Annotated in this window: 18 protein-coding genes; 9 read left to right on the top strand and 9 right to left on the bottom strand. The window is 61.0% G+C overall.

Annotation, left to right across the window (positions count from 1 at the left end; translation table 11 throughout):
• The 7 genes from C484_RS08985 to C484_RS08955 form a co-directional block, all read right to left on the bottom strand.
• A partial coding sequence (locus C484_RS08985) for a GNAT family N-acetyltransferase (protein ID WP_006825618.1) occupies positions 1-597 on the bottom strand: 597 nt, incomplete at its 3' end.
• Positions 594-2,486, bottom strand: coding sequence for an IucA/IucC family protein (locus C484_RS08980; protein ID WP_006825617.1), 1,893 nt, complete (start codon positions 2,484-2,486; stop codon positions 594-596). The genes C484_RS08985 and C484_RS08980, both read right to left, overlap by 4 nt.
• The gene (locus C484_RS08975) at positions 2,483-3,970 is read right to left on the bottom strand and encodes a pyridoxal phosphate-dependent decarboxylase family protein (RefSeq protein ID WP_006825616.1); all 1,488 of its coding nucleotides are present in this window, start codon (positions 3,968-3,970) and stop codon (positions 2,483-2,485) included. Before C484_RS08975 ends, C484_RS08980 begins: the two co-directional genes overlap by 4 nt.
• Positions 3,967-5,346: a diaminobutyrate--2-oxoglutarate transaminase gene (locus tag C484_RS08970; protein WP_006825615.1), complete on the bottom strand. Its 1,380-nt coding sequence runs from the start codon at positions 5,344-5,346 to the stop codon at positions 3,967-3,969. The genes C484_RS08975 and C484_RS08970 overlap by 4 nt, the downstream gene beginning before the upstream one ends.
• A 761-nt stretch (positions 5,347-6,107) precedes the next feature.
• Positions 6,108-7,163 carry a glucose 1-dehydrogenase gene (locus C484_RS08965; RefSeq protein WP_006825614.1) on the bottom strand — a complete coding sequence of 352 codons (1,056 nt, stop codon included), beginning with the start codon at positions 7,161-7,163 and terminating at the stop codon, positions 6,108-6,110.
• Positions 7,160-7,540: a RidA family protein gene (locus C484_RS08960; RefSeq protein ID WP_006825613.1), complete on the bottom strand. Its 381-nt coding sequence runs from the start codon at positions 7,538-7,540 to the stop codon at positions 7,160-7,162. Before C484_RS08960 ends, C484_RS08965 begins: the two co-directional genes overlap by 4 nt.
• 63 nt (positions 7,541-7,603) lie before the next feature.
• A complete protein-coding gene (locus tag C484_RS08955; RefSeq protein WP_006825612.1) occupies positions 7,604-8,845 on the bottom strand; it encodes an aminotransferase class V-fold PLP-dependent enzyme in 1,242 nt (413 codons plus the stop codon).
• Between the two features lie 94 nt (positions 8,846-8,939).
• Here C484_RS08955 and C484_RS08950 point away from each other — a divergent pair, with 94 nt between their 5' ends.
• Entirely contained in the window at positions 8,940-9,677 is a 738-nt protein-coding gene (locus C484_RS08950; protein WP_006825611.1) for an IclR family transcriptional regulator, read from the top strand.
• Between the two features lie 71 nt (positions 9,678-9,748).
• The gene (locus tag C484_RS08945; protein WP_006667852.1) at positions 9,749-10,450 is read left to right on the top strand and encodes a PIG-L deacetylase family protein; all 702 of its coding nucleotides are present in this window, start codon (positions 9,749-9,751) and stop codon (positions 10,448-10,450) included.
• 580 nt (positions 10,451-11,030) lie between these two features.
• On the opposite strand, the gene dgoD is transcribed toward C484_RS08945, so the two are convergent.
• Positions 11,031-12,182, bottom strand: a complete 1,152-nt coding sequence (dgoD, locus tag C484_RS08940; RefSeq protein ID WP_006825610.1) for a galactonate dehydratase — start codon at positions 12,180-12,182, stop codon at positions 11,031-11,033.
• Positions 12,183-12,374: 192 nt separating this feature from the next.
• Here dgoD and C484_RS08935 point away from each other — a divergent pair, with 192 nt between their 5' ends.
• From C484_RS08935 to C484_RS08905, 7 genes are all read left to right on the top strand, one after another.
• Complete coding sequence (locus C484_RS08935; RefSeq protein ID WP_239640949.1) at positions 12,375-13,655, top strand: extracellular solute-binding protein; 1,281 nt, start codon at positions 12,375-12,377, stop codon at positions 13,653-13,655.
• A 52-nt stretch (positions 13,656-13,707) separates the two neighbouring features.
• Entirely contained in the window at positions 13,708-14,694 is a 987-nt protein-coding gene (locus C484_RS08930; RefSeq protein WP_006825608.1) for a carbohydrate ABC transporter permease, read from the top strand.
• On the top strand, positions 14,691-15,617 hold the full coding sequence (locus C484_RS08925) for a carbohydrate ABC transporter permease (RefSeq protein ID WP_006825607.1): 927 nt from the start codon (positions 14,691-14,693) through the stop codon (positions 15,615-15,617). The genes C484_RS08930 and C484_RS08925 overlap by 4 nt, the downstream gene beginning before the upstream one ends.
• 274 nt (positions 15,618-15,891) lie before the next feature.
• Positions 15,892-17,058: an ABC transporter ATP-binding protein gene (locus tag C484_RS08920; protein WP_006825606.1), complete on the top strand. Its 1,167-nt coding sequence runs from the start codon at positions 15,892-15,894 to the stop codon at positions 17,056-17,058.
• Positions 17,059-17,338: 280 nt separating this feature from the next.
• Complete coding sequence (locus tag C484_RS08915) at positions 17,339-19,147, top strand: glycosyl hydrolase family 18 protein (protein ID WP_006825605.1); 1,809 nt, start codon at positions 17,339-17,341, stop codon at positions 19,145-19,147.
• Positions 19,148-19,373: 226 nt separating this feature from the next.
• Positions 19,374-21,116, top strand: coding sequence for a glycosyl hydrolase family 18 protein (locus C484_RS08910; RefSeq protein ID WP_049915204.1), 1,743 nt, complete (start codon positions 19,374-19,376; stop codon positions 21,114-21,116).
• Between the two features lie 7 nt (positions 21,117-21,123).
• Positions 21,124-22,482 (top strand): PKD domain-containing protein, encoded by a 1,359-nt coding sequence (locus tag C484_RS08905; protein ID WP_006825603.1) that lies wholly within the window; start codon positions 21,124-21,126, stop codon positions 22,480-22,482.
• Between the two features lie 218 nt (positions 22,483-22,700).
• Here the strand turns inward: C484_RS08905 and C484_RS08900 are convergent, their stop codons facing one another.
• Positions 22,701-23,702: a hypothetical protein gene (locus tag C484_RS08900; protein WP_006825602.1), complete on the bottom strand. Its 1,002-nt coding sequence runs from the start codon at positions 23,700-23,702 to the stop codon at positions 22,701-22,703.
• Positions 23,703-24,653: the final 951 nt, after the last annotated feature.

Below are 24,653 nucleotides of genomic sequence, written 5' to 3'. Positions count from 1 at the left end.
TGTGTATAAGAGACAGGACTCGAACCGCTCGCGGTCACAGACGAGCAACACGGCATCCTTCTCGGCTTCGTCGAAGTAGAACTCCGATCGCGGCTCGAAGCCGCACCGTTCGAAGACGCGGATGACCCGCTCGTTGCGGGCGTCGGGTTCCGCGATGACGCGGTCGGTCTCCGCGTGGCGAAACTGCATGGCAACGACCGCCCGCAGCAACGGTGCCGCGTAGCCGTGCCCGAGGTATTCCTCGGGGCCGATGAGGAGGTGAACGCCCTGGTCCGCCGGGTCGGCGTCGTAGTGGTGAGCAACGTCGTCCTCGGCCGCCCAGTAACACTCCCAGTAGCTCATCGGAACGTGGTCGAGACAGCCGACGTAGGGCGTGAGGTGGTCGTCCGCCAGTTTCGAGGAGAGACGGGCGCGAAACGCCGGGAGCGGCAGATCGAGCTGCCAGTACGGTTTCACATGCTCGCTCCCGAGCCACGCGTGGAGCCGGCCCAGATCGCGCTCCAGCGACGCTTGCCGGAGCGAGATCGTCCGGTCGATGCGATCGTCGTACGTCTGATAGTCGTAGTCGGTCGCGATGGTGGCGTCCGGTCCTGTCATGGGTCGAGTTCACCGTCGGATTCGAGGGCGATTGCGGGATCGGGATCGTGTTCGTGTTCCCGTTCAGCGTCGCGGTCCAGTTCGGTGACGATCGGATTCCGCACGTCCGTGTAGACGGACTGGTTCTCGAGGTCGTTCTCCAGTTCGTCGAGCCCCCTGAAGCGGGTAAGCAGGTTCGCCTTGCAGGGGACGGTCGGCGACTCCAGGAGCGGGTCGAGGAAGGCCGACGACGGCCGATCGTAGCGCTCGCGGGCGAACTCGAGTTCGTCTCGAAGGAGCGCCAGGAGTCGACGCTCCGCGACGAGGCCGGCGCTGCCGAAGGCGTTGATCACGTCGAAGGCGTTGTTGCAGATCACGTAGTAGCGGAGCCGTTCGTCGGCGATAGCATCCGGACAGACTGTTCCCGCCCGCTCGCCGACGCCGGGAAGGTACCGCTCGACGTCGGCGACGAGCGATTCGGGGAAGTAAAAGCCCTGATTGTCCCGGTAGCGGAACCCGTCGGGATAACCCGCCTCGTCTATGAGCAGGACGGAGTTTTGCTGGTGCGCCTCGACGCCGACGCCCTGAACGAGGTAGAGCCAGAGCACGGGCCGAACGGAGAGCCGAAGGTAGCGGTGGAACCAATCAGTGCTCACGGCGGCGGTCGAGCGACCCTCGCGGTCGGCAATGGACTCGATAAGCCGGCCGAGCCGCGAGTGGCCAGTGATCGCATCCTGGCAGAGCGAAACCAGCGGCGTGGCGTTCGCTCCGGCATCGCCGCGGAACGGGTTCGCTCGGAGGACCGTCTCTAATCCTGACTCGCGTCCCTCGCCGGCATCCAGCGCGAGGTAGGCCGGATCGCGAACGATGTCGAAATCCGGGAACGCAGTCGCGAGTTCATCGCCGAACTCGGTCGCGAGGAGGTCGGCGACGGCGACGCCGCGCTCGAGTTCCGGGCGTTTGTTGGTCCGCACGGAGTTGGTGATCGTCACGTTCAGCGACGATTTGACCATGAACGGGGCGGTTTCGCTGTACAGCGTTCGCACCGAGGTCGTCGGGATGAACTCGCGTCCGACGGGACCGAGATATTCGAGGCCGTCGCCGAGCAGGGAGCGGACGTGTGCCTGGTCGCGGAGGTAGTCCGCCTGCCACGGGTGGACCGGTAGGAGAACGTCGTCGCTCTCGATGTGCTCGTCGACGAAGGACGCAGAGACGGCGGCATCGTTGCGGAGGGCGTCTTTCACCCACGTCGCGGCGCTGCAGTCGAGCGCCGAGTCAGCGGAGACGAGCGTCGGGTCCGCCCGGAAGTAGTGCAGCGGGAACGACCCGCGCAGTTCCGGCGCGTACCGCTCGCGGTTGCGTGCGGCGATTCCCTGTCTGCTCTTCGGCGTCGGGTGTCGGTGGTGGCCGAAGACGAGCGCCTGCTCGGCGTCGCGAAACGACAGCGTCTCGGCGTACAGGCGGTCCTCGTCGCCCGCACGCGCCGCGACGAACTCCTCGGTGGCTCGCTTGCTCCGGAGCACGCGCTCTAACAGTTCGTCCGGGACGGCCTCGCCGTCCTGTGCGAGGCTGAGATCCTTGATCACGAGCGCGGCGAGGGTCGCCGCATCGAGCGGGCGGCCGCCATCGTCACCGAGCCGGTACCGGACCGGCGTCTCGAAGCGGTGTCGCTCCGTCGGAGAGCGGTGTGCGAGCGGAGCCAGGAGGTCGATCTCCTGTGCCGGCAACGTCGCGCGAAGCAGTCCATCCGGACCGGGATCGACGCCGGCGACGGCGTCGTCGCGAATCTCGTAGTCGCCCGTCTCGCGCAGGTAGCAGTTGAGAAACGCGTGAACGGTGGCGTCGTCGGCCCGGACCGCCGGATCGACGCTGCGATCGCGGTCGACGCTGCGCTCGGTGCCGGTGCTCATGCTGTCACCTCCCGGGTGTCAGCAACCCTGTCGCCACAGTCCCGGACCGCGTCGAGCATTGCTGCCACGTCCTCGAGCGTCGCCGTCGGGTTCAGGAGCGTCACCTTCAGGCTGGTCACGCCGTCGACGGTGGTTCGGGCGACGAGCGCCCGCCCGTCGTCTAAGAGGTCGCGTCGGACGGCCGCATTCAGGGCGCTCACGGCCTCGTCGCTCAGTCCCGGCCGAGGACGGTAGCGAAAGACGACGGCGTTCAGCGTCGGCTCGCCGAGCAGTTCGAAATCGTCGGCCTCGCGAACGAGTGCAGCCGCGTCGTCGGCCAGTTCGAGCGTGTGCTCGACGAGTTCGGCGAGGCCAGTTCGGCCGAGCGTCCGGAACGCGACGTAGGGTTTGAGCGCGTCGAACCGGCGCGTCGTCTGAACCGACTTCGAGACGAGGTTCGGAATCCCGCCTTCGTCGTGGGCTTCCGGATTAAGGTAGGCCGCGTTGCGGGCCATCAACCGGAAATCCGCGCCGTCGCGAAGCAAGAGCGCCCCGCAACTGATCGGCTGGTAGAACAGCTTGTGGAAGTCGACGGCGATCGAATCGGCCCGCTCGATGCCCGCAAGGTGGTCGCTGAACTCGTCGCTCACCGCGAGCGCGCCGCCGTAGGCCGCGTCGACGTGAAACCAGAGGTCGCGGTCGGCGGCTCGGTCGGCGAGGGCGGGCAGCGGGTCGATGCTGCCGAAGTCGGTGGTGCCGGCGGTCCCGACGAGCGCGAAGGGGAGCTCATCTCTCCGATCCAGGTCATCGAGGGCCGCGTCGAGTTCATCGAGATCCATGCAGCCGTCGGCGTCCGTCGGAACGGTGTAGACGGCTCGTTCGCCGAGTCCGAGGTGGTGTGCGGCCTGTTTGCCGGTAAAGTGGGCCGCTTCGGAACAGAGGATGCGAAGCGACGGGGCCGCCGCCGGCAGGCCGTCGGTCTGTACGTTTCGGTCGAACTGCTGGTCGCAGTAGCGGTCGCGAGCGAGCAACAGCGCCTGGAAGTTCGACTGCGTCCCGCCGCTGGTGAAGACGCCGTCGGCATCTTCGGGCAGGTCGAACAGGTCACAGAGGGCGGTCACGACTCGTTCTTCGAGGACCGTCGCAGCGGGAGCCTGGTCGAACGAGTCGAGCGACTGGTTCGTCGCGGTGAGCAGCGTCTCGGCGGCCAGCCCCGGAATCATCGGCGGACATTGGAGGTGGGCCGCACAGCGGGGGTTCGACGGATCGACGGAGTGGCGAAGAACGCGCTCGGCTACCTCGTCGATCGTCATCTCGAGGCGTTGTCCCTCCTCGGGAACGACGGGGTCGTCGAACTGGGCGGCGAGTTCCTCCGGTGACGCTCCCGAGTGAGGCCGCTCGCGGTTCGCGACCGTCTCGATCACCGTCTCGACCGCCCGGTCCATCGCGTCCCGATAGCTCGTCTCGCCACGCCCGGCCCCAAGGAAGAACTCGTCGACGCTCATGTGGATGCGGCCCCCGCTCGTTGCGTGGCTGAGCCGTCGACGGCCGCCGCGACGGCTTCGTCGAAGCGCGCTGCGATGTCATCCACCTGCGAGTCCGAGACGATCAACGGCGGCAGGAACCGCGCCGTCGCACTCTCCCGGCCGCCGAGTTCGATCACCAGCCCGCGGTCGAAACATGCCGCCTGGACGGCTTCGGCGAGGTCTCCATCCGGCGCGGCCGGACCTGCACCCTGCCAGTCGGCGGTTTCGTCAACGAACTCGACGCCGAGCATCAGCCCGCGGCCGCGAACGTCGCCGATCGCGTCGAATCGTTCGGCGGTGGACTCGAGGTGATCGCGCAGCCGTGCTCCGACATCGGCCACGTGGTCGTCGAGATCGTTCTCGAGAATGTAATCGATCGTCGCCTCACCGGCCGCCATCGCGAGCTGGTTCCCGCGGAAGGTTCCGGCGTGGGCCCCCGGCTCCCAGGCGTCGAGGGACTCGTCGTAGACGACGACCGCGAGCGGGAGCCCGCCACCGATCGCCTTCGAGAGCGTCACGACATCGGGGACGATATCGGCGTGTTCGAACGCGTATAGTTCGCCCGTGCGACCGAGCCCCGCCTGGATCTCGTCGACGATTAACGGCACGTCGTGCTCCCGGGTGATTCGCCGAATGTCTTGCAGCCATTCTGCGGGCGCGGGTACGGCACCGCCCTCACCCTGGACCGGCTCGAGTATCATGCCAGCCGGGTCCGTGATCCCGCTTTCGGAGTCCGTGAGGAGATGCTCAACGTACCGGCTGGCGGTTCGATGACCCTCCTCGCCGCCGATCCCGAACGGACAGCGATAGTCGGCGGGATACGGCAGATGGTGGACCTCGCTGACCGTGCCTGAAACCGGCTCCTTAGCGGCCGTATCGCCCATCAGACTGAGCGCCCCGCTCGTCATCCCGTGATAGGCACCCTGGAACCCGAGGACGCTTCGGTTCCCCGTCGCCGTCTTCACTAACTTCAGTGCCGCTTCGACGGCATCCGTTCCGGCAGGACTACAGAACTGTACGCGGGCAGAACGGGCGAACTCCGACGGGAGACTCTCGAATAGCGAATCCACGAACCGCTCTTTGGCCGGCGTCGAAATGTCCAGCGTGTGAAGCGGCCGATCCGCCTCGAGAACGCGCTCCATCGCCTCGCGAACTCGGGGATGGTTGTGTCCGAGTGCGAGCGTCCCCGCGCCCGCGAGGCAATCGTAGAACTCGTTGCCGTCCATATCCGTTACCGTCACGCCCTGGGCTTCGCGGATGGCAAACGGAAGATGGCGCGGATACGTTCGCGCGCTTGACTCGCGCGCCGTCTGTTGGGACAGAATCTCTTCGTTTCCGGCGGAAAGATAGCTCACGACGCATCACCGCCAGAATCGGCGTTCGATGGCGTACAGCGACAATATCGGTGCAACCGTTCTCGCATACAGTTCTTTAGGCCAACCTAAAACATTGTAAAGGCACCGGTTTTAGCCCAACCTAAAAGACAAATCAACTAAGATTCCTAATAGAACGAGTTCACTAAAACCGGCCTAGCGGCCAGTAGTTGTGCGTAGTAAATACAATTCTTTTCGAAAAGAATAAACCCATCTATCGATAATTTATGCAGATATAACTGACCTTCGTTGTGAAGCAGCCCCGGTCCGATGTCGGTCTCTGTTCCAGGTAGATGGAAATAAAGACGAATTCATGTTCTATACCGAGTATGGTAGGAAGAAACCGGTACGGCAGAGAACGAATTAGATAGAGATGCTATTCAACCAATACTAGTAGATGTATATGATTCTCAGATAGATGTTCATAGAGATAGCACAATTGATGGCAGAGAGAACCATAGTATCTAATATCTAATGTAAATTCGATCTGTAAACACTATCATGTGATCGTGGAGTGACGTTCGGGATAGCAACGAACGCAACCGCCACCTTCGCACTCCCGGTTGCACTCGCAGTGCGACGAGTTCACCGAGCGCTTTCAGGGCACGACCGTGCGTAAAGAGACGGAACCTGCCGCGTCCAACTACGTCGGCCTCCGATAACGTCTCGTCAAGCTACCCTGGCGGGTGGATTCAGAGACCAGGATCTGGTGCAGACGGAAGCAGGGCCACTGACGCCCTGGCTCAGGTGAAATCGATCACTTGCTTAATACAGTCGGTGGAATCGTCGAACGCATCCTCGAGTTCAGTCGGCGAGTACACATCGGTGATGATCCGTCCGAGGAACCAGTCGGGAAGCGTTTCGAGCGATTCTTTTGCGGACTCGAAATGACGGATATGCGAGTTCACGCTGCCGAGCAGCGCCTTGTTGCCGAGTACCAGTTCCCGGTGGAGACGCCCACCGTCGATATCGAACGTCCACTCGTTCGGAATCCCGAGCAAGACGCCGACGCCGTTCGGTGCCAGGACGTCGATCGTGTCGTAGGCGTGTTTAGCGTGGCCGGTCGCCTCGTAAACGAGATCCATCGGTTCGTGGACGTCCTCGATCTCCGAAACGGGCGTCGTTCGCGAATCGACGTACGTCGCACCGAACTCCTCGATGATATCGATCGTCGGATCGGGTCGGTCGCGCCGCCCGAGACAGTACGAGCGCTCGACCGTCGGTTGCAACATCGCAAGCGTGAGCAGTCCCAGTGGCCCGTTTCCGAGGACGAGCGCCCGCTCTGGGTCCCACTCGAACAGCGACCTCGACGCGAACGCGAGTTCGAGTGCCTTTACCGTATTGCTCATCGGTTCGATCAATACGCCCGTCTCGGCGAACGCGTCGGGAATCGGAACCAGAAACTCGGCCGGCGTCGTCACGAACTCCGCCATGAACCCGTGTGCACCCTCGATACCGCGTTCGCGGTAGGTCCCCGGCGGAGCCATATCCGGTTCACCTCGGTCGAAGAACTCGCGGGAGCCGTCGGCCGGCCGTCTCACGGTCGGAACGACGAGTTCACCTTCCGTCAAATCCGTGCCGTTCGGATCGACGACGGCACAGACGGCTTCATGGCCGAGTATCTGGTACTCGTCTCCGTCGGGAAAGCCGCCGTGATTTCCGTCAAGTACCTCGAAATCGGTGCCGTCGATGCCAACCCGAAGCGTTCGAAGCAGCACTTCACCGTCGGCGGGCGTCGGTTTGGGAACGTCGAGCAGCGACGGCTCGGTCTTGCCGCGCTCGACGGCGATCGCTTTCATCGGCTCACCCGTGCAACGACTTCGATTTCGACGCCGATGTCGACGGGGAGTGCCGCGACCTCGACGGCGCTGCGTGCGGGATAGGGATCGCTCAGGTACGTTTCGTACACCTCGTTGATCGCCTCGTAATCGTCCATATCCCTGACGAAGACTGTCGATTTCACGATGTCGTCGAGCGAACTGTTCGCCGCTGTCAGGACGGCATCGATGTTTTCCATCGTCCGTCGCGTCTGGGCCTCGATACTCTCGCCGACGATCTCGTCCGTCTCAGGGTCGATCGGCCCCTGACCCGAGACGTAAACCGTTCCGTCGTCGATTACGCCCTGTGAAAACGGGCCGATACTGGCCGGCGCATTGGCTGTAGATACCTCTTTCATAGCCATTCGATCAATCTCCATCGGGGGTGATGTAGGTTTCGGTACATATATATCATCTATCGTCTATGGATTCGGTCCCGATTCTGCGCCCATATGTGCCCGAATTCGCTCGAGGACGTACGGCACATCGTCGTCGTCGAGGCACATGGGGTTGATCGTCACGATACCCTCGTCAAGCCGATCCGCGCCAACGAACACGCGAGGGTTCTCGGCGCGGAGCGAGCGGACGAGTTCGGTCGCGGAGCAAGCCGCGGCGGTCGGATCGATCTGGACGACGACCGTCGGGGCGACCGAGACGTCGGTGTCTGCGGTGACGGTCGCGTCGATCCCCGAACTATCGGCGAGCGACTCGGCGATGCGGGTCGCTGTCCGGTGCCAGGTCTCCGACTGGGTCGCGCGGTCGGCGTCGCAGAACGAGTCGAGCGCGACGAGGAGACCGACGAGTTCTTCTTTGCCGACTTTCAGCGAGCGCCCGATCCCCTGTCGCGGGACGCCCTCGAGTCGGTCGGTGTCGATGAGTTCGGACGGCGGGTCCCAGACGGCGTCGGCGGCGTGCATGTCGAGGTGTTGCAGTGCGATAGACTCGATGAGGTCCTCGCGACCGGCGACAATCCCGGTCGTCTGCGGGCCGCGGATCGCCTTGCCGCCGCTGAAGACGACGAGATCAGCGCCGGCGTCCGTGAACCGCGACAGGTTCTCCGCGGGCGGCAACTCGGCTGCGGCGTCGACGATGACGGGCACGTCGTGTTCGTGAGCGACCGCCGTAACGGCCTCGAGCGGCGGCTCGGTGAACGGTTTCTGGACGTAGCCGATCGCGGCCGTGTTCTTGCCGATCGCCGCCTCGATTTCCCAGGGCTCGACGTTCGTCGACCCGGTTCCGAGGGTGCGGTCGTTCGTCCCCACGTCGACGATCGTCGCCCCCGCGGCGCGAAACGCGTGATCGTACCCGGTGCGGTGGGTTCGTGGCATGACGATCTCGTCGGGGATGCCGTCCGTCTCGGGGAGTCGCTCCATCCGTTCGACGTTGCACCCCGCGAGCGCGGCGGCAGCGCTCAAGAGGAGCCCGGCGGCAGCGCCGCTGGTCACGTAGCCAGCCTCCGCGCCGGTCGCGTCGGCGATCCGTCTGCTGGCTGCGGCCTGCAAGTCGGACAGTCTGACGAACGACTCGCCGGCGCGCGCCATCGCGTCGAGCGCGTCGGTTCGAATGCGACTCCCCCCGATACGCGTCTTCGTCCCGGTCGCGTTGATGACCGCGGGGACGCCGAACTCGTCGTAGATAGAGTCGTCTTTCACAGCTCGGTCCATACCGACAGTGCGGAGATGTGAGATAAAAAAGTTCGGTTTCAGCGGTGTTTCGGTGCGGGAAACACTAATGACATCCCGCCGGAATACTCGGTGTATGAACGCGGACGGCCACGGAGAGACCATCGATGCGACGGCTCGCTCACTGTCGGTGCTGAACGTTCTCATCGACACCCCTGAACCGGTCGGCGTCACGGAGATCGCCTCGCAGACGGCGATGACGAAGAGCACCGTCCACAAACACGTGAGTACACTTGCGAACCTGGGCTATGTCACCAAAGTCGGTCGTCAGTACGAGCCCTCGATCCGATTTCTCGACTGTGCGAGACGAGTGCAGTGGGATACCGATCTCGTCGACACGGCTCGCGAACCGGTCGACGAACTCGCAGCGATGGCAAACGAAGTCGCCGGATTCGTCGTCGAACAGAACGGCGTCGCGGTCGACGTCTACTGCGCCGATCAGTATGCAAGCGGAACGTTCCCGGCGTACAACACCCGTCACCTCCACTGCAGTGCGGCCGGGAAAGCTATCCTCGCAGCGCTCCCGAACGACCGCCTCGAGTCCGAACTGCCAGCACTGACCCCCCACACGATCACCGACGGCGAAGAACTGCAGTCTGAACTCGATCGCATCCGCGAACGCGGCTTCTCCCTCGATCGACAGGAACAGTTTGCCGCGGTCAACAGCGTCGCCGTCAGCGTCGAAACCGACTCGCTGACCGGCGCCGTCTACGTCTCCGGACGGGCCGATGAACTCTCCGGAAAGCGCTTCGAGGAGAACATTCCCGGCCTGCTTCTCAGCGCGAGTCGACTGTTGACTGATGCGCTCGAATAACCGCACCCGCGACCGCAGACTGGCACGTGAGTAACAATTAACACGGATTACTGTCAACATGGCGGGTGCACATGAAGTTATTAGCAATCGTTGCCCATCCCGACGACGCGGATATCTTCTGCGGCGGGACGCTCGCAAAACACGCCGACCGCGGCGATTCGGTCACTATCGCCCACATGACCAAAGGCGAGTATGGCGGCTTCGAGACGACAGAAGCGGATATCGCAGCGACGCGGGAAGCGGAGGCGCGGCGGTCGGGCGAGCACCTCGGCGCGAGCGACGTAACTTTCCTGGGATTCCCCGACGGACGCATCGAGTACTCGCTCGAAAATCGTCTCTCCATCGTCGAAACCATCCGCGCCGCCGACCCGGATCTGATCCTCACGCACTACCGAGACGACATGCATCCGGACCACCGGATCACCGCCCGCCTCGTGACGGACGCCTACTACATGGCGTCGCTCCCCCTCGTCGAAAGCGACTTCGAGCCGTGTGATCCGGACAACGTGTACTTCTTCGGCAAACCGACCTCTTCGTTCGAACCGACCGTCCACATCGATATTTCGGGCTACGAAGACCGGAAAGCCGCCGCCATCGGCGAACACGAATCACAGGTGGCCTTCCTCGAAGAACACGGCGGGATCGACGCCGAGTTCGACAACCTCATCGACGGCGTCGCCGCAGAAGACGCCACCCGCGGCAAACGAACCGGCGTCGCCAGCGCGGAGGGCTACGTTCCGCTTCACGACCGGGCCGACGCATTCCTCGGCTGAACTCGGTCCCGTGACAGTGAACGAGTGAAAGACCACAGCGGAGACGAGCGCGACAAGCCGACGAAAGACTGGCGACCGAACGCCGTAACTCGAGAGAGGGAGAGAGAGAGAGGGAACGCAAAAGCGACGGGACGATGATCGAGCCATCGGTTCCTTTTTCGCCGCTGTCGAAACGATAACTGAGCCGAGAAGCCGACCTCTGTCACCGGAATAGTGGCCAATCAAGCCCCCTGTTGTCGAAACGAGCCATTACGTCGACCCGGAACGGCTACTTGTCAGGCTCGATGTGCCCGATTGTTTCGGTGAGCGAAATTCGGTTCGGCGACGCCATCAAATTACAATAGTATGATTGTAATCACTCGTGTGATGTTTTCTCCCAAGACGCTATTTTTCCCACTTTTGTTTCGGCCAGCGAAACAACCGATCGCGAACACAGCCCGGGAGACACGGCACGGAGGGCTGCCGGCACAACCGTTCGAGTTCACCGTTGCCGCGGCACTGGTGCCCCGGCCCTCGGACGCGAGTGTTTCGACTGTCGAAACCCGCGGGCATTCGGCACGGTCTGCGGCGTCAGCGAGCGTTACCACTCGGCGATACTGCCGTCCTCGTGACGCCAGATCGGATTCGACCAGTCGAGATCCTGCCGGGACCGGTTCCGAACCGCTGACTCGTCGATGTTGACCCCGAGTCCCGGCCCGTCGAGCGGGGATAGATAGCCATCGGTGAACTCGAAGACGGAGGCATCGTGGAGGTAGTGATCCGCTGCGCTCTTCGGTGCCGGATAGATATCGAAGCCGTGATCTTGAATCAATAGGTTGGGAATGTACGTGCTCACCTGGAGCGAGGCCGCGAGTGCGATCGGACCGAGCGGACAGTTCGGCGCAACGGCGATATCGTGGGTTTCGGCCATGGCGGCGAGACGGACGAGTTCGGAGATGCCACCGGCGTGTGAGACGTCGGGTTGGATAACGTCGATGCCGCCCCGTTTGAAGAGGGGTTTGAAGTCCCAGCGGGAGTAAAGACGTTCACCGGTCGCCAGTGGGACGTCGGTCCGACCCGCGAGTTCGGGAATGTATTCGAGGTTTTCGGGAAGGACTGGTTCTTCGACGAATAACGGGTCGAACGGTTCGAGGGCGGGGATAACGCGCTTTGCGAGTGACTTGGAGATACGGCCGCGGAAATCGACGACGATGTCCATTTCGTCGCCGACGACGCTGCGAACGTGTCGAACGCGGTCGACGATGTCGGTGATTGCGCTCGGCGGTTCGAGGTGGCGCAGCTGGTTCGATGCATCCATCTTCAATGCGGTATAGCCGGCTTCTAACAGCTGTTTCGCTTCCGTCCCGATTTCGCTGATGCGATCGCCACCGATCCACTGGTAGACGCGAATGCGATCACGAGTTCGCCCGCCGAGCAGTTCGTAGACGGGGATATCGAAGTGCTTGCCTTTGATGTCCCAGAGGGCTTGATCGATCCCGGCAATTGCACTCATCAATACGGGACCGCCTCTGTAGAAACACCCGCGATACATCGCCTGCCAGTGGTCCTCGATGTTGTGGGGATCGTTGCCGAGCAGGTAACTCGTCAGAATTTCCTCAACGGCGGTGCGAACGGTCTGGGCTCGCCCTTCGACGATCGGCTCTCCCCAGCCGACGAGCCCGGTATCCGTCTCGAGTTTCAGAAAGAGCCAACGCGGGGGGACTTCGAACAGTTCGTACCCAGTGATTTCCATAGTGGCACAAGTAGATGAACCACCAAATAGCTACGCGATAGCAGCGGCCACCGTGGTGTTCACCGGTGTCCATCAGTGACTGGGTTCGGTGACCGACGGACACGAAGATCGGCTCAGCAGCCGAGCGGAGCGTGTTCAGTCGAGGGAAACAATTATGTATAATGTATCATAATACGGAGTCGAGGTCTAGCTATGAGAAACCATACCCGTCGGAAGATACTGGCGACGACAGGTGTAGCGACCGCGTTCGGCGTTGCAGGGTGTCTCGGTGGCACCAATAGCGGTGGGACGACACTCGAGACCCGGTATATGGATGCCCCGGGCCTGGAGGAATTTTTCGAGGAACACACCGCACAGTTCGAGGACGAAACCGGAATCGAAGTCGAGTACGAGTTCGTCGGCTGGGGCGAAGCGCAGGAGACGATGCTCAGCGATATGATGAGCCGAAGTGGACCGGACGTCCACGAAATCGCCTCGACGTGGATTCCGGAGCAGTACGACGCAGGCGGATGGATGGATCTGGACTCTGGCAGCGTCGCCGATGAACTGCCATCGACGGACCTGTTCACGGACGGCGCATTGGATGTCGCCACGTTCCAGGACACGCTCGTCGGAATTCCGTGGTTCTGGGGCCCGCGGGCGTACCAGCAGGTCGACGAACGGATCGAAGCCGGTGGGGTCGAGGGGACGCCGTCGGACTGGGATGGCCTGCTCGAGCAGGCACAGGCGTACGATGCAGAGAACAACTACTTCGCCATCATGGGTGCGGATTTCGAGCCGATTCGGAACTTCGCGATGTTCCTCTGGCAAAACGGCGGGCAGTTGCTCACCGACGACAACGGTGCCCCGGCGTTTCACGACGACAGCGGGGTCGAAGCCCTCGAGTTCTACGCGGACCTGTACGCCGAGTACGACGTCTTGCCGTCCGAAACCATCGAGTGGGGAGCGGCAGACATTCAGGGCGCGTTCACCGGCGGGCAGATGGCCAGTACGTGGGGCGCGCTCGGAACGGTCTCCGCCTACGAGGAGGCGGACGGCAACGCGCTCGATGACCTGTCGGTCGCGGCTCCGCCTGCGGGCCCCGACGGCGACCAGGGAACGTTCTTCGGGATGGAACTGCTCGGGATTCACCCGTGGACCGACGAACCCGAGGCCGCCGCGCAGTGGATCGACTATCTCCTGCAGGCGGAGCCAAACGCCGCCGTCTCGAATACGGTCGGATTCCTGCCGACGAATCCCGACGGACTGGAGACCGACTACTTCGACAACGAACTCTATCGGACCTTCGACGAAGAGGTGTTCCCCCACGCCCGAACGTATCCGCAGGTCCTCGGCTGGGGAGAGATCGAAAGCGAACTCAACAGCACGGTCTTCGAGGTGCTACAGAGTGCCGTTACGGGCGAGCTAGCGGCCGGTGACGCCGAAGCGGCACTCGAACAGGCTGCATCCGTGGCCGAACAAACGTTAGAATAAAACAGCATGAACGATCGAAATAGCGTAATGAACGGATTACCTGTACGTCGCCATGACACGGACGAGTAGTCGGGTCCGGAGCAGCGTCGCCGAGATCGAAATCGGGCGCTATCTCCCGCTGTACAATCGGCTATCGGACGAACAGCAGTACGCGTACAAACTGTTGCTGCCGGGACTGCTGATGATGCTGCTGATTCACTTCATCCCGATCGTCTGGGGTGTCCTGATCAGCGTTCTCGGCGTCGACTCGGGCTACGTTTCCCAGTGGTACGAAGCCCCCTTCGTCTGGTTGGAAAACTATCGATTCGTGCTCGATCCGCGCACCGTCGTCGGAGAGCGGTTCTGGTACTCGCTACGCCAGACGATCATCTTCTCAGTGGGGACCCTACTGTTGACGTATGTGCTGGGGTTAACGGCCGCATTGCTCCTCAACCAGCGGTTCAAGGGGCGATTCGCGGCTCGAACACTCCTGTTGCTACCGTGGGTCGCGCCGTCCGTCGTTACGCTCCTCATCTGGCGGATGATGTTCCAGCAACAGAGCGGCATTATCAATTCGCTGTTGCTATCGCTGGGCGTGATCTCGGAACCGATCTACTGGCTGATCGGTGACAACACGATCTGGACGCTCGTCCTCGTCCACTCCTGGACGCAGTTTCCGCTCGTCATGATCATGCTCTATGCCGGACTCCAGTCGATTCCCGAGCAGTTGTACGAGGCCGCATCGATCGACGGCGCGGGTCGGTGGGAACAGTTCCGATACATCACGTTCCCGCAGTTGAAGCCGGTGTCCGCGGTCGTCGTCCTGTTGATGATGCTGTGGACGATGATCAATTTCACCTCGCCGTACATCCTGCTCGGCGCACAGCCGCCCCAGTCCGGACAGGTGTCGATCTTGTACATCTACAACTTCGCGTTCTCGAACTACCAGTTCGGCCGCGGGGCCGCGATGAGCGTCGTCCTCTTTGCGATCGCGATGGCGATGGCGATGCTCTACTACAAGTATCTCTTCGATCAGGACTTCACGGAGGGCGACCGATGATTCCCGACGAGTTCCGACTCACCGAATCGGGACGGGAGACGCTGTTCAACCTCCTCTCGAAGGGCGTTCTCGGCTGTCTCCTCCTCTATGCCCTGTTTCCGATCTACTGGATGATCCTCTCGAGTTTCCGAACGCGAGCCGAGATTACGGCCGCAGAGCCATCCATACTCCCGTTTACCCTCGACGAAGCGGCAGATGTCATCCGGGACCCGAGCGTTCTCCTGACGCTCCTCGAATACGAGAACTACCTGACGATGTGGGATCGGTTTCCGGTGTTCGATTACTTCGTCAACAGCCTCGTCATCGCGAGCGTGACGACCGTGTTCGCACTCGCCGTCGGCTGTCTGGGAGGCTACGCGTTCTCACGCTACCGGTTCCCCGGCAAGATCGGCGTCGGCGGCGCACTCCTCGGCACGCAGATGATCCCCGGAATCCTCATCCTGCTGCCGATGTTCCTGCTGTTCGTCTGGATTCAGGAAACGCTCGCGATTCCGCTGATCGACACCTATCACGGGATCATCTTCGTCTACACGACGTTTACCGTGCCCGTCGCGATCTGGATGCTTCGAGGGTTCTTCGATTCCATCCCGAACGCCATCGAGGAGGCTGCCCGCGTCGACGGCTGCTCCCGGTTCCAGGCGCTCGTTCGCGTCGTGCTACCGATGGCTGCACCGGGTATCGCCGCGACCGGTATGTTCGTCTTCCTCACCGCGTTCAACGAAGTCCTGTTCGCCTCGGTACTCGCTCGCGGCGACGTGACTCCGTTTGCAATCGGTATCCAAAGTTTCGAAACGCAGACGACGGCGTACTGGGGCGAGATGATGGCCGCATCGACGGTCGCGACAGCGCCCATCCTGATCCTGTTTATCTTGTTCCAGAAACCGATCGTCGAAGGACTCACGGAGGGCAGTGTCAAGCAGTAAGCTACAAATGAATCCGCGTACCCAATACACGAGTTCAATAACCCAGACAAAATGACCACAACAATCAGTATGGTCCGCTCTAAACAGCACGATGATGAGTGAACTCGAGTGCAGCACCAGCGATGGCGAGCCAGTTCGTCGGAGGAGTGCCGGTCGCCCGCGACTGCTCGCTGAAACTGAACTCGAAGCGCCGGTGCGGTCGCCATCGTCTCGGCGGGGCCGTGGAATGGGCAGATAGATAACTATACATACCGACACCACACAACCACATACAATGAGCCGTGTTACCATAGATGAACTCACGAAAGTGTACGACTCACCCAGTGGATCGATCGAAGCCGTCGACGATCTCACACTCGCCATCGACGACGGCGAGTTCATCGTCTTCGTCGGTCCCTCCGGGTGTGGCAAATCGACGACGTTGCGCTGTATCGCCGGACTCGAGACCGTAACTGACGGGACGATCGAGTTCGGTGCGGAGGATGTGACGGACCAGAAACCGAAGGAACGAGATATCGCGATGGTGTTCCAGAACTACGCGCTGTATCCGCATATGACCGCCCGAAAGAACATGGCCTTCGGGCTGAAGATGTCGACCGACCTTTCAGAGGACGAGATTGAAGACCGGGTCGAGGAGACGGCACAAATGATGGGGATCGAAGAGTTGCTGGCCGACAAACCGAAAGCGCTCTCGGGTGGCCAGCAACAGCGGGTCGCACTCGGCCGTGCGATCGTCCGCGATCCGGCGGTCTTCCTCATGGACGAGCCGCTGTCGAACCTCGATGCGAAGCTCCGCGCCCAGATGCGGACGGAACTCCAGCAGTTACAGCACGATCTGGACGTAACGACGGTGTATGTCACGCACGACCAGACGGAAGCGATGACGATGGGCGATCGGATCGTCGTCCTCAACGACGGTGAACTCCAGCAGGTCGGAACCCCACTCGAGTGCTATCACCGGCCGGCGAATCGGTTCGTCGCCGGATTCCTCGGCTCCCCGCCGATGAACTTCCTGCCGGTCGAGGCCGACCTCGATGCGGGCGCGCTTTCACATCCTCGCTTTTCGCTCTCGCTATCGGACTCGATCATGGCCGATCTCGATGGTACTGAACTCGTCATGGGGATCAGACCGGAACACGGGTCGCTGACGACGACGCCGGACGCACACCCGGAGCCCGAGCGGTTAGTCGAGGCGACCGTCACGGTAACGGAACCGATGGGAGACGTGACGAACGTCTATCTCGATGTCGGTGGCGAATCAGTCACGGTGACGGCCGGCGGTCATCTGGGGCTGACGGACGGGGAGTCAGTCTGGCTGTACGTCCCGGAAGCGAAGCTTCATCTGTTCGACGCCGAGACCGGGACGGCGATCAAACACAGCGACGAGCCGATCGAATCAACGCGAGTTTCCGAGGCGAGTCGGTACGCCGAGACAGCGTAGACAGCACGGACATCCGGAATCCCCTACGGACCGGTGCCTCGATAGCACTCCCAAGACGGACAGAATCAGACCCGACTCGGGATCGCGTTCCGCGTTCTCCTCGACGAACCACACGTAGAGATGATAGGGACGGCGGGGATTGTCTCATACTGTTTGTCACTAGTTCAATATCGTATATCATATATTACAATACTATTTTATACTCCGAAATGTAGTATTGGAGTGGCTGTAGACGAACAGCCATTGGACGCGATAACGCCAACAGCGAGGGCTAGCAACTATGAAACGAACACGGCGACACGTACTACGGAACGCAACGACACTCTCGACCGTCCTTGCCGGACTCGGGACGAGCACGCTGACAGCAGCACAGGAACAGGAATACCCAAACTGGGACCCAGAGACGGTCTATACTGACGGCGACCGCGTTATCCACGCCGGCTACGTCTGGGAAGCGCAGTGGTGGACTCAGGGCGACGAACCCGGTACAAACGAGTTCGGTCCCTGGGAAGAGATCGAAGAGCACGACGATGACAACGGTGATGACGGCGACGACGGCATCGTCGCCCGCCTCTCGGTCAGCACGCAGTTCCCCGATCCCGGCGAAACAATCGAGTTCGACGCCAGCGATTCGACGGGCGACATCGAAAGCTACGAGTGGGACTTTGGCGACGGAACGACCGCGACCGGCGAGACCGTTACCCACGCGTTCGATGAAGGAGAGTACGACGTGACGTTGATCGTCGAAAACGGTGCCGGCGAAACCGCCAGCACGTCGATCCAGATTACTGCCGGTCATCCCTCGTCGGACGAGAAACGCGTCGTCGCCTACTACCGCCAGTGGGCGCAGTACGACCGTGACTTCGTCCCCGAAGATATCCCGTTCGAGCAGGTCACGCACGTCCAGTACGCCTTCGCTCGTCCGGAAGAAAACGGCTCCGTTGAACTCGTCGGCGACAGTCACGGCCAACAAGTATTCTACGCCGAAGAAGACTGGCAAGGGCCGGACCGCGGCAAGACGTTCGCGGAATATGCCGCCGAACGGGACGATACGAAGTTCGTCCTCTCGATCGGCGGTTGGGGCGACTCGGAGTACTTCTCCGACGCCGCGTTGACGCAGGCGAACCGAGAGCGTTTCGCCAGCGACTGCGTCGATCTCGTCGAGATGGCGAACCTCGACGGGATCGATATCGACTGGGAGTTTCCCGGTGGCGGCGGCTGCACGGGAGACGACCCCGTCTGCGATATGGACAACGTCGTTCGCGACGGCGACCAGGAGCGCTTTACGCTCCTCTGCCAAGAGGTTCGCGACCAGCTCGATACCGCCGCGACGAACGACCCGGAGAGAGACGAACCGTACGAACTCACCGCAGCCGTGAGTGCAAACCCCGAGATCGTCGAAGGAACCGCCGACGGGAACGACGGCCTCGAGCACGACGAACTCTCGGATATCCTCGATTTCGTCCAGGTGATGACGTTCGATTATCGAGGCATCTGGAGCGAGACGACGGGCCACCACGCGCCGCTGATGGAGAACTCGGACGACACGTTCGAGGACGCACACGTCTGGAACGCCGAATACGCGCTCCAGTACTGGGCGGATCAGGGCTGGGACCCCGACCAACTCAATATGGCCGTGCCGTTCTACGGTCGAAGCTGGACGGATGTCCAGCCGCCCGAGGACGGCATCGGGACCGGTGAGGACGACGGCCTGTTCCAGCCGTACGAGGGGACCGGCCGAGATGCGAGCGGTGAGGGCTCCTATCCGAGCTGGGACCCGGCACAGGGAACCAGCTATGCGGGCGTCTGGGAGTGGTTCGACCTCGAAAGCGACGGTCGCGAGGGCAGTAACCCGGTCGATCTCGACGGTCCCGGCTGGGAGACGTACTTCGACGAGGACGCGGTCACAGCCTGGAGTTTCAATGCCGACGAACGGCTCATGATCTCCCACGATACCGAGCAGTCGATGGCGGCGAAGATGGACTGGCTTCGCGACTCACCCTACGGCGGAACCATGCTCTGGGCAATCGGTGGAGACACGTACGATGGAGACCTTATCGGAACGCTCTGGCAGACGCTCAACGGATGATGGCGACCGGTGGACCGAACTGCGATGACGGCGGCGGACGACACACAGCACACACATACACAGATACACAGACAGACAACACACAACAGGCCGACGGCCACAGAGAACGAGTGCAGCACGCACGCGCAGACGCACAGTGCAGACCCAGTACGACGACGAACAGTGCACAGAACGACCGCAGACCGCACCCATCGACTCACACCCACAAACGAGCGATCACACACGCATGAAACGAAACCGATCACGACGCGACGTACTCCGAAATGTATCGACAGCGCCCGTCCTGTTTGCCGGGCTGGCCACGAGTTCAGTAGCGGCCCAGGACGGGGACTATCCAGCCTGGGATCCCGACGCGGTCTATACGGACGGCGACCGCGTCGTTCACGATGGTACCATCTGGGAGACGAACTGGTGGACCCGTGGCGATGAACCCGGAACGGGCGAATGGGGACCCTGGGAGCAGGTCGAACCCGGCGAGGAACCCGAACCGGGGCTGCAGGCGCAGCTTATCGCGAGCACGACCCGCATCGAAGTCGGCGACGACGTCGAGTTCGACGGCAGTGACTCCACCGGCGAGATTGCTACTTACGACTGGGATCTCGGCGATGGAACCGAAGAAACCGGCCAGGTTGTCACCCACACGTACGACGAGTCGGGTGAGTACACCGTCGAGTTCACCGTCACCGATGCCGATGGGGAAACCGACACAGCGCTCGTCGAACTCACTGTCGAAGACGAGATCGACGGTCCGGGCGACGAGTTCAAAGTCATCGGCTATTATCCCGGTTGGAAGGCAAACGACGAACAGGACTACTACCCCAGTGATATCCCCTTCGAGAAGGTGACGGACGTCCTCTATGCGTTCATCGGCCTCGACGAAGCGGGCAATGTCTTCCCGCCCGAAGACGATGAAACCGAATTCGATATCCCCCGCCAGTCACACGAGGAGAACTTAGCGGCGTTTGCGGACCTGGCAGGTGACATCGACTGTCGACTCCATCTCTCGATCGGCGGGTGGACGCTCTCGGACAACTTCCACGTCGTCGCCGCCGACCCGGCTCTCCGGCAGACGTTCGCCGAGAACTGCGTCGCACTGCTACGCGAGTACAACTTCGACGGGATCGACATCGATTGGGAGCACCCCGGCCCCGAACAGGGGCAGTGTCAATGTGGCAACGCCGACGACTACGACAACCACGTCCGATTGCTCGAAGCCCTTCGAGCTGAACTCGACGCCGCAGGCGACGAAGACGGCCAACACTACTACCTCTCGGTCGCCAACGGCGGCTCCGACTGGAACGCCGGCGGACTTCGACACGGCGAAATCGGCGAGGTCTGTGACCACGCGATGATCATGGCCTACGACTTTACCGGTTCCTGGCACGACACAGCCGGGCTGAACGCGCCGATCTACGGCGACGACCACCCCATCGGGACGAGCGACTACGGCGCGGATCACCACGACCAGTACTCCGTCGAGTACGCCGTCGACGAACTCTGGGCCGGCACCCACAGCGAGGAGGGCTACTGGCCCGGCCAGTGGGAGTATCCGCCCGCCGAACCCGCCGCGTACGATGAACTCGTCCTCGGACTCCCCTTCTACGGGCGCGGATTCAACAACGCCACCGAGCCGTACGACGGAATCGGGTTCGGACCCGATGCGCTCCCGGAAGGGACCTGGCATCACCTGCTTGCGGATGGAGCGGACCCGACCGGCGCGTTCGACTTCGGTGATCTCGAAACCAACTACGAGGGAGCCGATGGCTGGGAAAAGTATCGTCACGATCCCGGCGCAGTACCGTACCTCGTCAACGAAGACGAGGAAACGCTCATCGGCTACGACGACGAGCAGTCGATCGCCGAAAAAGTCGAGTTCGCCAAGGAACGCGGCATGCAGGGTGTAATGTTCTGGGAACTCTCCCAGGACTGGAACGAATCGCTACTGGATACGATTCTCGAGACGATCTAAGAGACCAATGAAACGAACACGACGAGACGTACTACGGAACGCATCGACACTGTCAGCACTCGCCGCCGGCGTTGGACTGGGTACTTCCGCCTCCGCACAGGAGTATCCAGCGTGGAATCCCGAAACCGCCTATACAGAGGGCGATCGGGTGCGCCACGATGGCGTCGTCTGGGAAGCGAAGTGGTGGACCCGCGGCGACGAGCCAGGCGAGGGTGGTGAGTGGGGACCGTGGAACGAAATCGGTCCTACCAACCCTGGTCCGAGCGCCTCGATCACTACGAGTACGACGAACCCCGAACCAGGGCAGGAGATCGAGTTCGACGGCACTAACTCCACCGGCGAAATCGTTACCTACGACTGGAGTTTCGGCGACGGAACCGGAGCCACAGGCTCGGTTGTCACCCACACGTACGGCGAGAGCGGCAGATACGACGTCGAACTAACCGTCACCGACGCCGACGGTGAAAGCGATACTGCCAGAACGATTGTGTCCGTTGGCGACACCGCACCGCCAGCAGCCGACCGATGGTTCGCCCCGTATCAGGGAACCTGGGAAGATATCGTCGGCGATACGTTGAACGCGAATACGGATCGGGTCGTCCTATCATTCGTCGGCGACGGAACCGACGACGGCGACATAACGCCAGGCTGGTTAGCCGGCTGTAATCAGCCTCCCTGTGACAACGAACCGCTCGAGACGTATCTCGATGAAATCCAGACGCTCCAGGACGAAGGCATCGAGGTCGGCGTCGCAATCGGCGGCTGGCAGGGCCGCGTCGTTGCCCGCGACGCCGAGAGCGCAACTGAACTCAAGGATGCCTATGCAGAGATCCTCGACACCCTCGGCGTGACACACCTCGATATCGACGACGAGAACGCCCACCGCCGTGATCGAACGATCTACGAGTTGCGAAACGAAGCGCTCGCGATGTTACAAGCCGAGCGGCCGAACGTTACGGTCGGTTACACAGTCCCGGCTACCGAAAACGGAATCGCAAACTCCGAACACGCCCAGGCCAGAACCTGGGTCGAAGACGCCGCAGCGAAAGGCGTCGACCTCGCATACGTGAATATCATGACGATGGTTATGAACCCGACGACCACCGACAAGATCGTCTCCGCATGTGAGGACACCGTCGACTTCCTCGGGGACGTGTATCCGGACAAATCCGAGTCGGAACGCTGGGCGCTGCTCGGAAACACCCCGGACATCGCAGAAAGCTCGGTTACAACCGACGTTGCCACCGATATCGTCGCCTTCGCCGACGAACAGGGTATGGGACACCTGTCCTACTGGGCACTCTACAACGATCCCGAGGGAGAATTCTCAGAGATCTACGCTGACTTCGAGGACGGGCCGACCTGACACTCGATCCCTCTCTTGACTAGCACTACCACCAGCTAGTTCGGTCCGGAAGTGCCGTACGGAAACGATCCAATATATCTCCAAAAATTTTGGCCGCGAAACACCGCATAGTCCGTCTGCTATCCGCAGCCGCGGACAAAACGTCTGAGACGGATACAGACGGCGCTCAGTACTCTCGAACGCTCGAACTCACATCGACAACGAGGAGTCATGCCGGATTACACCACCGGTAACTCATCGAGATACGCGTTCCACACTGCCTCCGGTTCGGCACAGGCAATGCTCGAAATCGACCGACAGCCGTCGTATCCCCACATGAAGACGCTATCCACACCACCGTCAACCGCTGCCCGCGTCGCTTCTCTCACCTCCCGAACCGTCTTCTCGCCCCCACTGAGGCGGAATCCCTGAATCCAGATCTGACTCTCAAGGTCGTACTCCGCTGCTAACGAGACGACAGTACCGGTAAACGACGAGACGAACGCCTCGCTCTCCTTGCCGTGTACACCCCAGTATGGGTCAGTAGCGAGTATATCGAGGAACTCGGACGACGCGAGGTCCTCCCAGTCACTGAGACCGTGTTCGGCATCCTTGCTCGGTAACAAACAGACTGCGTTCTGACACCCACGATCCGCCGTGTGACTCATCATCTCCTCGAGAAACGACAGCAACGATCGTTCACGGAACTCGTCAATCCGATCCGTCCTGACCGCCGGCATTTCCTCACCATAGTCATCTTCATACAATTCTTGGCAGGTCTCACACCGACAGGTCCAGGCACCTTCGGGGAGTTCATCGTCGAACCATTCCGGAATGTACCAGTGCGGTTCATCCCAAAAGAGCACATCGGCCCCGATCTCAGCCGCATCCGTCGCCCACTCGCGCATATACGTCCGAAACCTCGTATCGTTAAAACACGCCGCCGGGATCCGCTCCCCCGTCGAAAGAACCTGACAACTCTCCGGATGTCGTCCGATGAACTCGGAGAGTGCCTCACCACCGAAGACACGCCCAACAGCCCAGGGATTGACGTATACCCGCATATCTCGGTCGTGACTCGCCGACACTATGTCGGCCATCGTCTCCATATAATACTCGCGATCACGCTCGCTAAAGGTGTGCAACACAGCGTTTAATCCGCGTTCGTGGAACCGTTCGAGATCGGACTCAACGTGTTCGATATCACGGACACCGAAGTAGCTTGTCCCTTGTTCACTCATCTAGCTCACAGAATAACTCGACCCATGTTACTCTTTGGATACACGCTATGTATCGCCGCTTAACGCACTCAAATCGTCACAACACACAGTTTAGCGGTATTCGGAAGGAATTACACCATGAACGCGATGCTCACGGATCACTGTGAAAATCCAAATCACCTCGCAACGGACACCTCTCATACGATGCCCATCGGTACGTATTGTTATAATGGCTGATGTGCCATCCGTCAGTGCTACTTAGCAACAACGAATGCACCACCCGCCCGTTCAGGATCCTGGTTTCGTGTCCACGTTTCCCGGTTCGAAACATTCGGTGTATCCGGCCAGAGATTACAGCTGTACACCCGTAAGCACAGTTGTCTTTGTTCCAGTCCCAACTATGTTCCTTCTATTGTGGGGTCGAATTATTTCTTAGATCGAAACGTTCCTCCGAGCTGCACTCAATAGTGATCTCCCAAACCGGACGGTTCGATTCCTGTAGCCCGGACGATTTTTGAACTCGACCACGCACTCTCGAACGGCACATAGAATATAGAATAAACTAAATAGAGATTTATTTTATAGTGATGTTGTTACTCTTACAGCAATCAGACAACACCACAGATAGGGTGATGGTATGAGTTCAAGTTATGAAATATCATATACCGCTAGTCAGTTCCCAGGATGCTATGAATAGGAAGTTACAGAAATGCGTTGAGAAGCAATTTACTCATCCAACCAATCATCAAAATATAGCCGTAATCGCCAATAGACAATCTTTGGAACGTTTTAGGAGTTTATATCTGATCGTGTCTGTGAAGGTCTTCAAAAGTGTTTACGACGCTGCATAACTACGAAATATAAAATGCCCCACACAGCCGCTGCTGTGTGGGGCAACTTAGTATGAGTATGAGTGGAGGCGGCGAATCGAGTTTCCCAGAGGATCTCTCACTCCAGTACTCACCGGTACGC

It is taken from the genome of Natrialba taiwanensis DSM 12281 (genome assembly GCF_000337595.1).
GTDB lineage: Archaea > Halobacteriota > Halobacteria > Halobacteriales > Natrialbaceae > Natrialba > Natrialba taiwanensis.
Note: the sequence above shows the minus strand (reverse complement) of the source record. Positions and strands in the feature narration are given on the sequence as shown.